Origin of the sequence: Bosea sp. (in: a-proteobacteria) (assembly GCA_023910605.1) — a bacterium.
In the GTDB taxonomy this organism is placed as follows: domain Bacteria; phylum Pseudomonadota; class Alphaproteobacteria; order Rhizobiales; family Beijerinckiaceae; genus Allobosea.
The window spans coordinates 360,897-373,988 of sequence record JAAVVV010000001.1 but is presented as its reverse complement, the minus strand read 5'-3'; the positions used below and the strand labels follow the sequence as shown (position 1 = coordinate 373,988).

The window sequence follows — 13,092 nt, the reverse complement described above, 5'->3', positions numbered from 1 at the left end:
CCGGCTTTGAACTCGACCAAAGGCAGCCGCGTGGGCCGCTGGCCAACCGGCTTCTGTCACGCCGCTGACATCTCGCACCATTAGGCGATTGAGGACGATGCAATACAGACTTGGCCATTTGATCAGCAACTGTCGAGGCACATCGCGCAAAAGCCGCGCGGGGCGGACATGCTGACCTTCATTGCCCGTCGCATGCTGCGTGCGGTGCTCACGCTCTCCATCTGTGTCACCGCCGTGTTCGTGGTGCTGCGTCTGGCCGGCGATCCGACCGATATCCTCCTGCCGGACGACATGCCGCCTGAGGTGAAAACCGAGTATCGCGAGCGCTGGGGCATAGACCGGCCTATTCCTGAGCAATATGTCCGCTTTCTGGTTGCGGTCACACGCGGCGATCTTGGCGTCTCTTTCGCCGACGGACGCGCGGCCGCCATTGTTGTGGCTGAGGCCATTCCGAACACCCTTTTGCTGGCCGCGGCGGCACTGGGTCTTGCGCTCATGATCGGTATTCCGCTCGGGGTTTTCGCGGCGCTGAAGCACAATTCGGCGCTGGACCGCATTGTCATGTCGATGGCCGTGCTGGGCTTGTCGATCCCGACTTTCTTTCTGGGCATTCTGCTGATCTTGCTATTCGCGTTGACGCTGCGATGGCTGCCATCCTCGGGCACTGAAACCTGGTGGCACCTGATCATGCCAACGCTCACATTGGCGGCCGGCCTGCTTGGCAAGATTGCCCGCTTTACACGCACCGCCATGCTGGAGGTTTTGGGCCAGAGCTTTGTGCGCACGGCACGCGCCAAGGGTGTGCCGCGCCTGCCCGTGCTGCTGCGCCATGTCTTTCCGAACGCCGCCGTACCGCTGCTGATGTTTCTCGGCATCGAAGCCGGGCTGCTGTTCGCGGGCGCTGCGGTCACGGAGACGATCTTCGCCTGGCCGGGAGTGGGCCGGCTGCTGGTATCGTCTGCGGGGTCGCGCGATCTGCCGGTCATCCAGACCGCCATCCTGTTTGTGGCTTTCGTCATAATCGTGTCAAATCTTGCCGTCGACATCATCCACGCGCTGATTGATCCGCGCCTCGACGCGCTTGGTACGAGAGGCGTCGCCTGATGCGTTCTGCCGAACCGGTCAACATGGCGGTGATATCTGCTAAGCCGCCTGCTGCCCGCACCATTGGCATGCCGCTCAGCATCAGGCTGGCAGTCGGTTTTCTGGCGTTGATGGTCGCAGTCGCCATCCTTGCACCTTTCATCACACCTTACGATTTCGCCACCCAGAATCTGGCCCGCCGTCTGCGCCCGCCAGTTTTCTGGGGTGGAGAATGGGCCTATGCGCTTGGGACTGATCATCTGGGACGCGATATCCTGAGCCGCCTGATCTACGGCATCCGCACATCGATTGCGATTGCGCTGGCCGGAACGCTGATCGGTGCAGTGATCGGCACGGTCCTTGGATACGTTGCCGCACGCAAGCGCGGCTGGCTGGATGATATCATCATGATGATGGTTGATGTGCAGGCAGCACTGCCGGCTTTTTTCATTGCCATCGCATTCATTGCGCTGCTTGGTTCAAACCTCATGATCTTCATCGTGCTGGTCAGCCTTGAGGGCTGGGAGCGCTATACGCGCCTCGTGCGCGGGCTGGTGATGTCGGAACAGGCTGCGCTCTATATCCGCGCGGTCCAGTCGCTGGGAGCAGACATCAACCGTGTCAACATCAGGCATGTGTTGCCCAACATCGCCGCATCACTGGTGGTGCAGATGACCATCACATTTCCCTGGGTCATACTGCTTGAAACCACGCTTTCTTTCCTTGGGCTCGGCGTGCAGCCTCCAGGCACATCGCTCGGCCAGATGCTGGGCGCGGGCCGCAACTATCTGCTGCAAGCGTGGTGGATCGCGGTCTGTCCCGGCATGGTGATTTTCCTGACAACGCTGTCTGTCAGCCTGTTCGGCGATTGGCTGCGCGACCGACTCGACCCCACGCTCGACAGCGCCTCATGAGCTGCGCTTGAGCTTTGCTCAGGACGTCATGGCCATGTCGCACAGGCACGGTAGCCACAAGGACGTGTCCAAGGGGGTTTCCATGTCGCTCAATCGCCGTCGTTTCATGGGAGGCGCGGTTGCCGCGCCTTTCGCTATCACCACGCCACATGCCTTCGCCCAGACGGACCGGCGCCCGACGCTGACGGTAGCTGTCGCAGAACTGCCGAAGGTGCTCGAGCCAGCCATGGAACTGAACAATGTCGGCACGCGCGTCACCTATTCGGTGTTCGACACGGTGATCCGGCGCGATTTCAAGAGCCAGCCAGATGGCGGTGGCTCAAAGCTGCTACCCCACCTGGCGCTGTCATGGGAACACGAGAATCCCCGCTCGCTCGTGGTGAAGTTCCGCTCCGATGTGAAGTTTCACAATGGCGACGAGATGACCTCCGATGATGTCGCCTACACGTTCCGCGAAGGCCGGCTTTGGGGTGAGAAGGCCGATATTCCGGGCGGCCGTCCGTTCTTCGGCACGCTCGAAGCCGTTGAGGCGATTGACAAACATACAGTCCGTTTCAGGACCCGCACGCCTGACGTGCTGATGGCGCAGCGGCTAGCCTCTTGGTGTTCATGGATCATCAACAAGCGGCACTACGAGCAGGTCGGCCTTGATGGCTTTGGCAAGAACCCGGTCGGTACGGGCCCCTATCGCTTCACGCGCATGCGACCCAATGAATTCATGGAGTTCGAGGCTTTCGATGGCTACTGGATGGGCCGCCCGTCGGCCCGGCGTGTCACCTTCCGCGAGGTGCCGGAACTGTCGACCCGCATTGCAGGTCTTGTCTCGGGGGAATTTGATCTGATCACCAATGTGCCGCCGGACCAGATTCAGGTCATCTCGGGCTACCGCGATGTCGAGGCGCGCTCCGTCGTGCTGGCCAACAGCCACCTGCTGACCTTCGATGCGCGCGGGCCGATGACCTCGGACAAGCGCATCCGGCAGGCCCTTGCCGTCTCGATCGACCGCCAGAAGCTGGTCGATGCGCTGTGGCTCGGCAAAGCAGTGATCCCTCCATCGCACAACTACCCGGAATATGGCCAGATGTTCCTGGAAGGCCGCAGCCTGCCTTTCAATCCTGAACGAGCACGCGCGCTGCTGCGCGAGGCTGGTTACAAGGGCGAGCCGATCACCTACCGCACCATGCCGAACTACTACACCGGCGCTCTTGATGCCGCGCAGATCATCGTCGAGATGTGGAAGGCTGTCGGCATCGACGCGCGCCTTCAGGTTGTCGAGAACTTCAACCAGATGCAGGGTCCCGGTCAGCAGGTGGGCAACACCTCGAACTCGACCCGCTTCCCGGATCCGCTCGGCGCCATCTGGCCAAGCTGGGGACCTGCCTCGGCCTTCCAGACCACCAAGGCCTTTGCCGAAGCCGATGCGGCGCCGTTCAACGCAGCTGGGCGCGCCCTGCTGGGCGAGACCGATCCGGCCAAGCGCAAGGCCCTGTTTGCCCAGATGCTGGATGCCTATGAAGATGCGTGCCCAGGCACGATCCTGTATCAGCCGCTGGAAACCTATGGCGTGAAGAAAAAGGTCAAATGGACGCCCTACAGCTTCTTTTTCATGGATCTGCGGGCCGACAATCTGAGCTTTGCCTGAGATGAGCGCTGCCAACGGTGTTGATCGCCCAATCCGCGTTGTACAGGTGTCGGACACCCATTTGTCCGAGACGCATGCATACTTCATCGACAACTATGACGTCTTCGTTGACGAGATGCAGGCGCTCAAGCCTGATCTCATCGTCCACACCGGTGATGTGTCCTTCAATGGTCCGGTGCGGCCAGACGATCTCGCGTTCGCGAAATCCCAACTGGCCCGCCTGCCGGCACCGGTCCTGACGCTCGCGGGCAATCATGACATCGGCGAGGCGCCGCCCTTCTCGCGGCTCGATCAGCCGATCAACGATGCGCGCATGATTGCGTGGACAGGCGCCGTTGGGCCGATGTGGTGGAGCCACGATATCGGCAGCTGGCGCCTGATAGGGCTGGACACAGCGCTGATGGCGTCCGGACTGGCCGATGAGGATGCCCAGCTCGCATTTCTCGGCGAGCAGTTGGACTCTCGCGGTCACCGTCAGGCCATGGTGTTCATGCACATGCCACCTTTCGAAACCGACCCGAAAGACGACAGGCCCACGACATCATGTGTGCCCTATCCGGCCCGGCGCGAGTTTTTCAATATCTGCCGAGAGGCGCGCGTCAAGGTGATCGCCTGCGGCCATCTGCATGTCTACCGCAAGCTGCGCTATCAAGGCATGGGCATCGTCTGGGCGCCGCCGACCGCGATGGTCAACTTCGAGCGGCAATGGCGCAAATGGCGGCGCTGGTCGCGGCCAGGGTATCTGGTCTGGACCCTTGACGGCGGCAAGATCAGCCACGAGCTTGTCGAGCCACGTTTGATGATCGCGCAGGACACTTCGCGCTGGACCGACCTTGGCGGCACTACAACCAACATGCCACCTCGTCCGCTGCGCACCTGATTGCCAGTCCACGAAGCATCGATGAAGTGAACCACCTGGTAACTGGGGCAGATTTTGTGGCGTTCAGGCCGTGGCGTTCTGCCGGAAAAGAACGGCGAGTTCGGGCGCCGCTTCAGACATCAAGCCAACCTGGATTCGTGGTCCGTTCTCGCATCCCAGACACATCATCCCACTTCGTGTCGTGACGCCGCACTATGAAAGCCAGACCCTTGGCCGGGATCAGTCACCAGCCTGTCATGTCTGTCGGCGACTCTGTGCATGAGTCATCCACTCGAGGTTCCATCATGCCACGCATTGCTATCATCACCGATATCCACCACGGCAAGGACGCCGAAGCCAAGAAGGGGAGCCATGCCTTGCGGTTGCTGGCGGATTTCGCCGACTTTGCCGAAGTGCACAAGCCCGATCTGATCCTTGAGCTTGGAGACCGGATTTCGGATGTCGACCGCCAGACCGATCTGGATCTTGAGCACGAGGTCGCGGAGGCGTTGGCGCCGATCAAGGCAATTGCGCCTGTCCTGCACATTTGCGGCAACCATGACCGTGATTTCCTGTCTGTCGAGGACAACGAGGAGATTTTCGGCCAGATGCTTGGCAACTTGACAATCGATCTTGGCGGCTGGCGCGTCGTCATGTTTCGTGCCGATACGCGGATGCGCAGGCCCGACGGCTTTCGTTGTCCCGATAGCGACATTGACTGGCTTGCCGGCGTCGTGGCCGATGCTGACAGGCCGCTTCTGATAGCCAGCCATGTGCCGCTATCTGGCCACGGGCAGGACGGGAATTACTACTTCCAGAATTCGCTTGGTTTTTCGCGTTACCCGCAAACCAGTGTGCTACGCGAGGTGTTGCGCAGCTGCCGACAGCCCCTGTTGTGCGTGGCCGGGCATGTTCACTGGAACACGGTGACGACCGTGGACGGCGTCACGCATCTGACGCTGCAGTCGCTCACCGAGAGCTTCACGATGTCACCTGATCGCGGGCATGGCGCTCCTGCTGGTGCGTGGGGAATGCTTGAGCTTGGCGCGGAGAATGTCGCGTGGCGCGTCCATGGCGAAGACACAATGGCGCTGGAGTTACCCGTGAAGCAGCTTGCCCGGCGCTGGTACAAGCCGCTGCCGCCGCTGGCCGAGCTTGCCGACGAAAGCGGCCGCCAGAAGCGGATAGAGGCGTTTGATCGTGAAATGGCCCCCGGCGTCTGACGCCGAGGGCCTGTCGGCTTGCGCGTTCAGCCGGCGCGGCGTGGCAGCAGCCCCTGCACGTCGGCGGTCATCTGCTTCAGCGTCGGCAGTGCCTCCTTGGTGCGGTTTACAACCGTCTGCAGGTGGTCGTTGATCACATCGGTGATCTTCAGCGCGTTCTGGCCAGGGAAGGCGTACCAGCCGGTCATCACCGGAAGCTGCTGCAGGGTGGTATTCCAGTTCGGGTTCTCACGATAGAACTTGGCAAGCATATCCTCGCGCTGGCCTGGCAGGGCAGTCGAGGGCATATAGCCGGTGTTGTTGACCATGATCGTCGCGCCTTCGGGGCCAGTGACGAACTTGATGTAGTCGAAGGCCGCCTTCTGTTTGGCGGCATCCTTGGTGAACATCATGGCGACCTTGCCACCCGCAGGGATGCGCCCGTTGGCAGTCATGATGGGATATCGTACGGTTTTCAGCGGAAAGCGGCCGCCGATCTCGCGGGTGACGCGGGCCAGTTGTGCCGTCGATTGCATCAGGATGCCAAGCCGCCCGGCGAAGAAGTCGGAGAAAGCCGTTTCGGGCTTGAGATCGGGCATTTTCGCATCATCAACGAAGCGGCGCAGCAACTGGATTGCGGCTTCGCCGGGTGCATCGCCATAGGCGACGCGGGCTTCATCCTCGCTCAGCATCCGCCCGCCATTGCTAAAGACCAGCCCCTGCCAGGACCAGTTGCCGGTGATGGTCCAGTCGAAGAACATACCGCGGATGTTGTCGGCTGGCTTGTCCATCGCTGCGCCAGCCTTGATCACCGCATCCCAGGAGTTCAGGTCTTCGGTCTTCAGCCCAGCCTTGGTCATCATGTCGACGTTGACATAAAGGATCGGCGTCGAGAGCGCCGTGCCAATGCCGGTCTGCTTGCCGCCGATGCGGCCAAGATCGAGCATCTGGTCGGTGAAGCCAAGCGAAGCCCACTCGGCATCCGCCTTGATGAACGGGGCCAGATCAACCGGGATGTCGCGCTCCAGCAGCGTCCGCTGGCGGTTGACGCCGTGATAGGACACATCCGGCAAGGAGCGGGTGATGGCGTCGCGCAGGGACTTCTGCAGGCCATCCTCGTAGCTCTCGTAAGGCGCGCGGAAGGTCAGCTTGACGTTCGGGTGCTTCGCCTCGAAACGGACCTTCATGTCCTCGTGCATTTTCTGGAACAGGTTGGCCGAAGGGTACTGGACCGTCAGTTCGATGGCGGACTGTGCGCGCACCACCAGCGGCGCGGCGAGAAGAGCCGCCGAGGCGGCCGATCCCTTGAGGATCGTACGGCGTGTGGTTGTCATGTCTGGGCTCCCGGGGTTGTCGGCGTTCTGGCCGGTTACTTCACGCCGGTGACAGCGAAGCCTTCGAGAAAGCGGCGCTGGGCGACGAGAAAGGCGATGACAAGCGGGGCCGTGACGGCGACGGCCGCGGCCATCAGCGGGCCGTAATTGGTGCCGGCCTCCGCATTGTCGAAAAAGGCGATCCCGAGCGGCGGGGTCATCAGGTGGGTCGACTGGATGGCGATCAGCGGCCAGAAATACTCGTTCCAGTTCCACACCAGCGACAGCACCGCAAAGGCGATCAGCGCCGGCATGGCGGAGGGCACCATGATGCGCCAGACGATGGCAAACTCGTTCAGCCCGTCGATCCGCGCCGCATGGATCAGATCATCCGGGACCTGCCGGAAGAACTGCCGCATCAGGAAGATGCCGAACACCGAGATGCTTGAGGGGATGATCAGCGCGGCGTAAGTATCGATGAGACCGAGCTGCCACATGGCGATGTAGAGCGGGATGGCCGGCGCCTGCGGCGGGATCAGAAGGCCCAGCAACACGAAGACGAAGATCGTCTCGCGGCCGCGGAACCTGAGCTTTGCCAGCGCATAAGCGCAAGGCACGGCAATCAGCGCCTGAAAGAAGAAGATCGCCGCACCGACGAACACGCCGTTCAGGATGAAGCGCCCTAGAGGGATGCGCGTGAAGGCCGTGGTGTAGTTTTCAACCGCGGCCCACGTCTGCGGCAGCAGCGAGAAACCGGGCGAGAAGATTTCGCCTGCTGGTTTTAGCGAGGTCGAGACCATGACCACAAATGGAAACAGCATGAAGGCCGCGCCTAGCAGCAGCAGCATGTGCCGCAGCACTTCGAAGGCCAGTGCTTTGGGCTGGGTTAGACGTTTCATGTGTAGTGCGCCCGCTTGTCGAGCACGGCCGTCTGCGCCCAGGTCAGCGCCAGCGTGCAGACGAGGAAGGCAACCGTGATGGCGGACGCATAACCCGAGCGCAGGAACTGGAAGCCTTCCTGATACATCAGGTAGACCAACACTGAGGTCGCCTTGTTCGGCCCGCCATCGGTCAGCACCTGCACGGTGTCGAAGACCTGGAACGAGCGGATCGTGGTGATGCTCACCACAAAGACATTGGCGGCGCCCAGCATCGGCCAGGTCACGCGCCGGAAGCGCTCCCAGGCGCTGTCGACACCGTCGATGCTGGCGGCCTCATAAAGATCACGCTGGATGGCACGCAGGCCTGCCAGATACAGGATCATGTTGAGGCCTGCGGCCTGCCAGACGCCGATGATGATGAGCGAATACAGTGCGACGTTGCCATCCTTCATCCAGTCCAGCTTCGGGAAACCGAAAGCAGACAAGAGGAGGTTGAACCAACCCACGGTCGGGTGGAAGGCGAACTCCCAGGCGAGTGCGGTTGCCAGCAGGGTGGCGGTGACGGGCAGGAAATAGACGGCAGAATAAAAGCCGCGCCCCCGCGCCCCGGCGTTGATCAGCAGGGCTATGCCAAGGCCAAGGGCGACCGAGATGGGAACAAGCAGGCCCACATAGATCACGGTGTTGCGGAACGAGGTCCAGAACACGCGGTCAGCAAACATCTTCTGGTAGTTTTCGATGCCGATGAATGCCACCCTCGGCATGCCGAATTCCCAATCGGTGAAGGAGATCAGCAGCACAGCGACGCAGGGGCCGATCAGGAGCAGCCACATCATGATGGTGGCAACGGTGCTGAGCAGCCAGCCTGCGATGAACTCGAGCCGCTCGGTTGGGGAGCGGCGGCGCTTGCCTGTACTGGCGGCCCGCGGTGCGATATCTGCGACTGCGAGGCTCGCCGACATGATCGTCAGCTCACCATCTGCAGAAGCGCCGCCGCGTCAGATGGCTTGGTCGACACGCGCCGCCCGTTAGCGCCGAACAGGAAAGTCCGCGCTGTCAGGTGATTGAGGCCGAAATGATCACCAATCCGCAAGCGCACATCACGCTCTGGCGACAACCGCATGACGACACGTTCCTTGAGGTTCTCGACATCGGCGTAAACGAAGATGTCCGCACCCAGATGCTCTAGATGGCGGACGATGGCCGGAACGCCGTTTTCGGTTGCAATCTTGAGATGTTCGGGCCGTATGCCGATACTGACGGGCAATCCTTCCGGCAGGCTGCAAATGAGCGGCAAAAGCTGCCCCAGTGCGCTGACACGGCCGTGCTGGCCGACCGATGCGGGCAGGATGTTGATCTTTGGCGCGCCGATGAACTCAGCCACGCGCACATCCGCAGGGTTGGCATAAATCTCCTGTGGCGACGCGACCTGAAGGAGGTCGCCGCCCATCATCACCGCGACGCGGTCGGCCATGGTCATGGCCTCGACCTGATCATGCGTAACATAGACAAACGTGCCGCCGATGCGGCGGTGCAAATCGGCGATTTCGGCGCGGGCCTGCACACGCAGCTTGGCGTCAAGGTTGGACAACGGCTCGTCCATCAGGAAGGCGGCTGGCTTGCGCACCATCGCCCGCGCCAGGGCCACACGCTGGCGCTGCCCGCCGGAGAGTTGCCCCGGCTTGCGGTCGAGGAGATGGCCAATCTGCAGCGATTGGGCCACGGCGGCCACGTCCCCCTCGATGCTGGCGCGCCGCGTAGCGGCATCGCCGATGAATCGACCGGCCAGCGGCAGGCGCTGGAGGGTCGTTAGCCGGCGCATTTCCAGGGGCAGGCCGATGTTCTGGCGTACGCTCATGTAGGGGTAGAGCGCGTAGGACTGGAACACCATGGCGATGTCGCGCGCCTTCGGTGGCTCGTAATCAATGATGCGGTCACCGATGCGAACCTCACCGTCGTCCTGGCCTTCCAACCCTGCCAGAATGCGCAAAAGCGTTGTTTTCCCGCAACCGGAAGGGCCGACCAAGGCCAGAAACTCGCCATCCGTGACATCGAGACTCACGCTGTTGAGAACGCGGGTCTCCCCGAACGACTTGGTGATGCTGGAAAACGAAATCGTGGCCATGCGTCGGAGTTCTCTACGTAGCCCGTCTTAAGTCCGCTAGGTGACGCTCATGCAACGAGGCCATGTCTGTTCCATGAAACACGGCTCTCCCATAGAAGTGGCTCGGGAAATCTGAACAGCGTCGATAGGTCATTTCAGGCGAGATCGATTTGTCGGATGCCGAGCAACTCCTGGAAGCTGCTGAATGAGCCCGGTTCCCTATCATCTCGGCAAGTTTCCTCCGGTCGATCTTGATTGGCCACGCTTGTTGCCCTTGATCGGACCTGCGAATGCAGCAATCGCTCGTTATGACGGCGTCTTGCAAGGCGTGCCTAACCCGGATGTGCTGCTGTCGCCGCTGACTGATCAGGAAGCCGTGCTCTCCAGCCGGATCGAAGGCACCCAGGCCACTCTTGGCGAGGTGCTGGAGTTTGAAGCCGAGGGTGACCTCCTTGACGAAAGCACCCCCAAGAAAGCCGATATCCGCGAGGTGCTGAATTACCGGAAGGCGCTGCGTGAGGCCATCCACCTATTGGATGGGCTGCCACTCTCGCAAAGGCTGATCAAGAAGGTTCATGCTGTCCTGATGCAAGGGGTGCGCGGCCATAATAAGGCTCCGGGCGACTATCGCAAGATTCCCAACTGGATCGGACCAATCGGCTGCACGATTGAGAACGCACGGTTTGTGCCAACATCGGCTGATCAGCTGCCAAAGGCGATGAATGACTGGGAAACCTACATCCATTCCGATGCGCTAGACCGGCTGGTTCAGCTTGCCATCGTCCATGCTGAATTCGAGGCGATACACCCGTTCCTTGATGGCAATGGCCGTCTGGGAAGGCTAATCATCCCGCTGTTCCTGTTCAGCCACAAGCTGCTGGCGCGGCCAAACTTCTACCTGAGCGCTTATCTGGAAAGCCACCGGGACGAGTATTACGACCATCTGCTGGCCGTGTCGCGCGATGGTGACTGGACAGGATGGTGTGCGTTCTTCCTGCGCGGGATGATTGCACAGGCAGAAGAGAACCAGACCAAAGCCCAGAAAATTCTGTCGCTTTATAACGGGCGCAAAGTCTGGATTGCGGAGATCACACGTTCGCAACATTCGATGCGAGCGCTGGACTGGATGTTTCGTCGACCTGTCTTCAAGACAACGGACTTTGTTAGCAACAGCGGCATTCCAAAACCGACTGCACAACGCATTCTGCGTGAGGTGCACAAAAACGGCTTGTTGCGTGAGTTGCGCCCTGGCAGCGGTCGTCGTCCTGCGATCTTCGCGTTCAGCGAGCTGTTGAACATTGCAGAAGGCAAGGATGCTTTTTGAGTTGCACGAAATCACATCAAGCCAGTTTGCGTTTCATGAAAAGCCGTTTCGTGAGCAGCAAGCCATGTTGTTGTGAATGCGTGAGACGCAAACAAACACGGCCCAAAGTAAGCGTCCTCTGACGGCTACGGCATAAGGTTCCACGGCAACAGGTCGGCGATTTTGTTGATGGGGTGATCGGCGATCCTGGTGATGACTGCTCGCAGATATCCCGCTGGGTCTCGCCCGTTGAGCTTTGCGGTTTCGGTGAGCGTGTAGATGGCGGCGGCGCGCTCGCCGCCTGCGTCGGACCCTGCGAACAACCAGTTCTTGGCGCCGAGCTTGAGAGGCCTGATGGCGCGTTCTGCGGCGTTGTTGGAGATATCGAGGGTGCCGTCGTCGAGATAGCGGGTGAGTGCTGCCCAGCGCGATCGGGCATAGCGAATGGCCTTGGCCAGGTCGCTCTTGCCGGAGATCTGGGCGAGGGAATGGTCGAGGAAGCTGGCGAGTTCGGTCATGACGGGCAGCGCCAGATCCTGACGAGCCTTGCGCCGATCCTCGGGCTGCTGGCCGTGAATGAGGCGCTCAACCTCGAACAGCTTGCCAATGCGGGTCATCGCCTCCAGTGCCAGGGGCGAGCCTGTCCCGGCGTGAACGTCGTGGAAGTTGCGCCTGACGTGCGCCCAGCAGGCAACCTCGGTTGCGGCGGCTGAACGCGTGGCACTCGTCGCATAGAGTTCGTTGAATCCGGCATAGGCATCCGCCTGCAGGAATCCTGCAAAGGCCTTGAGGTGCTCGCGCGGTCGCTCTCCCTTGCGGTCGGGCGTGTAGCGATACAGCGCGGCGGGCGGGTCTTGACCGCCACGGGGTCGCTCATCGCGCAGATACACCCAGAGCCGCCCTGTCTTCGTGCGCCCGAGGCCCGGCGCCAGCACTGGCACGGGCGTGTCGTCGGCATGCAGCCGCTCAGCCCGCATCACATGGGCACCGACCGCCTCGACCAGTGGCGCGACAAGCTCTGCGGCCTTGGCAACCCAGCCGGCCATCACCGAGCGCTCGATCTCGACGCCCTCGCGGGCAAAGATCTCTGCCTGGCGATAAAGCGGGAGATGATCACAGTATTTGCCAACCAGAACCTGGGCGATCAGGCCCGGTCCGGCCATGCCGCGCTCGATCGGCATGCTCGGCATCGGAGCTTGCGCCATGCTCTCGCAGGTGCGGCACGAGAAGGCGGGACGCACATGGCGGATAACCTCGAAGCGGCCCGGCACATACTCCAGGACTTCACGGACATCCTCATCCACCTTGCGCCACTTGCCTGCCGTTCCGCAGGATGGACAAGCACAGGCAGGGTCGTTCACGATGGCAGGCGTGTGTACGATCTCGATGCGCGGCAGATGCTCAGGCAAAGGGCGGCGCGTGGCCTTCGGCTTGGCTGTTGCTGCATCAGCGGCAGGAGCTATCTCGTCGATGGCTGCATTGTTCGCCGCCTCGACCATCTCCAGTTCCTCGAGCCGCAGTTCCAGTTGCTCGATCTCATGGGAGAGCTTCTCCGAGGAGCGGCCAAATTGCATGCGCCTGAGCCGCGCGATCTGGATCTTGAGCTTCTCGATCTCCAGGCTCTTGACAAGAAGACCGGCCTTGGCGGCGGCAGCTTCGGCCTGCGCCGTCTTCAGCGCTGCAGCCTGCGCAGCGACGAGCGCGCGAAGCCGCGCCACCTCGTCACTATCTTGTCCCGCTGCTTCGATCATGAGGTGAAGATACCAGGGCAGATGGGGTCAAGCTATTGAA

The 13,092-nt window shown here is 61.4% G+C and carries 11 protein-coding genes; 6 read left to right on the top strand and 5 right to left on the bottom strand.

Features of this window, described 5'->3' with window-relative positions:
- Window positions 1-168 precede the first annotated feature (168 nt).
- The 5 genes from HEQ16_01920 to HEQ16_01900 all read left to right on the top strand — a co-directional run bounded on the left by HEQ16_01920 (window position 169) and on the right by HEQ16_01900 (window position 5,721).
- Window positions 169-1,104: an ABC transporter permease gene (locus tag HEQ16_01920; protein MCO4052820.1), complete on the top strand. Its 936-nt coding sequence runs from the start codon at window positions 169-171 to the stop codon at window positions 1,102-1,104.
- A 23-nt stretch (window positions 1,105-1,127) separates the two neighbouring features.
- Window positions 1,128-1,997, top strand: coding sequence for an ABC transporter permease (locus HEQ16_01915; protein ID MCO4052819.1), 870 nt, complete (start codon window positions 1,128-1,130; stop codon window positions 1,995-1,997).
- 82 nt (window positions 1,998-2,079) lie between these two features.
- Window positions 2,080-3,639 (top strand): ABC transporter substrate-binding protein, encoded by a 1,560-nt coding sequence (locus HEQ16_01910; GenBank protein MCO4052818.1) that lies wholly within the window; start codon window positions 2,080-2,082, stop codon window positions 3,637-3,639.
- Window positions 3,640-3,700: 61 nt separating this feature from the next.
- A complete protein-coding gene (locus HEQ16_01905) occupies window positions 3,701-4,519 on the top strand; it encodes a hypothetical protein (protein ID MCO4052817.1) in 819 nt (272 codons plus the stop codon).
- Between the two features lie 281 nt (window positions 4,520-4,800).
- Window positions 4,801-5,721 carry a metallophosphoesterase-domain-containing protein gene (locus HEQ16_01900; protein MCO4052816.1) on the top strand — a complete coding sequence of 307 codons (921 nt, stop codon included), beginning with the start codon at window positions 4,801-4,803 and terminating at the stop codon, window positions 5,719-5,721.
- Between the two features lie 26 nt (window positions 5,722-5,747).
- Here HEQ16_01900 and HEQ16_01895 read toward each other — a convergent pair whose 3' ends face one another.
- The 4 genes from HEQ16_01895 to HEQ16_01880 are packed head-to-tail and all read right to left on the bottom strand — an operon-like array spanning window position 5,748 to window position 10,019.
- Entirely contained in the window at window positions 5,748-7,034 is a 1,287-nt protein-coding gene (locus tag HEQ16_01895; GenBank protein ID MCO4052815.1) for an extracellular solute-binding protein, read from the bottom strand.
- A gap of 35 nt (window positions 7,035-7,069) precedes the next feature.
- Window positions 7,070-7,912, bottom strand: a complete 843-nt coding sequence (locus HEQ16_01890; protein ID MCO4052814.1) for a carbohydrate ABC transporter permease — start codon at window positions 7,910-7,912, stop codon at window positions 7,070-7,072.
- Window positions 7,909-8,856: a sugar ABC transporter permease gene (locus HEQ16_01885; protein ID MCO4052813.1), complete on the bottom strand. Its 948-nt coding sequence runs from the start codon at window positions 8,854-8,856 to the stop codon at window positions 7,909-7,911. The genes HEQ16_01890 and HEQ16_01885 overlap by 4 nt, the downstream gene beginning before the upstream one ends.
- Window positions 8,857-8,861: 5 nt before the next feature.
- A complete protein-coding gene (locus tag HEQ16_01880) occupies window positions 8,862-10,019 on the bottom strand; it encodes an ABC transporter ATP-binding protein (GenBank protein MCO4052812.1) in 1,158 nt (385 codons plus the stop codon).
- 184 nt (window positions 10,020-10,203) lie between these two features.
- Here HEQ16_01880 and HEQ16_01875 point away from each other — a divergent pair, with 184 nt between their 5' ends.
- On the top strand, window positions 10,204-11,322 hold the full coding sequence (locus tag HEQ16_01875; GenBank protein ID MCO4052811.1) for a Fic family protein: 1,119 nt from the start codon (window positions 10,204-10,206) through the stop codon (window positions 11,320-11,322).
- Window positions 11,323-11,447: 125 nt separating this feature from the next.
- Here HEQ16_01875 and HEQ16_01870 read toward each other — a convergent pair whose 3' ends face one another.
- Entirely contained in the window at window positions 11,448-13,052 is a 1,605-nt protein-coding gene (locus tag HEQ16_01870) for an IS66 family transposase (protein MCO4052810.1), read from the bottom strand.
- Window positions 13,053-13,092 lie beyond the last annotated feature (40 nt).

Coding starts and splice junctions, on each gene's coding strand:
- HEQ16_01920 (MCO4052820.1), top strand. CDS start 169: ATGCTGACCTTCATTGCCCGTCGCATGCTGCGTGCGGTGCTCACGCTC.
- HEQ16_01915 (MCO4052819.1), top strand. CDS start 1,128: ATGGCGGTGATATCTGCTAAGCCGCCTGCTGCCCGCACCATTGGCATG.
- HEQ16_01910 (MCO4052818.1), top strand. CDS start 2,080: ATGTCGCTCAATCGCCGTCGTTTCATGGGAGGCGCGGTTGCCGCGCCT.
- HEQ16_01895 (MCO4052815.1), bottom strand. CDS start 7,034: ATGACAACCACACGCCGTACGATCCTCAAGGGATCGGCCGCCTCGGCG.
- HEQ16_01890 (MCO4052814.1), bottom strand. CDS start 7,912: ATGAAACGTCTAACCCAGCCCAAAGCACTGGCCTTCGAAGTGCTGCGG.
- HEQ16_01885 (MCO4052813.1), bottom strand. CDS start 8,856: ATGTCGGCGAGCCTCGCAGTCGCAGATATCGCACCGCGGGCCGCCAGT.
- HEQ16_01880 (MCO4052812.1), bottom strand. CDS start 10,019: ATGGCCACGATTTCGTTTTCCAGCATCACCAAGTCGTTCGGGGAGACC.
- HEQ16_01875 (MCO4052811.1), top strand. CDS start 10,204: ATGAGCCCGGTTCCCTATCATCTCGGCAAGTTTCCTCCGGTCGATCTT.
- HEQ16_01870 (MCO4052810.1), bottom strand. CDS start 13,052: ATGATCGAAGCAGCGGGACAAGATAGTGACGAGGTGGCGCGGCTTCGC.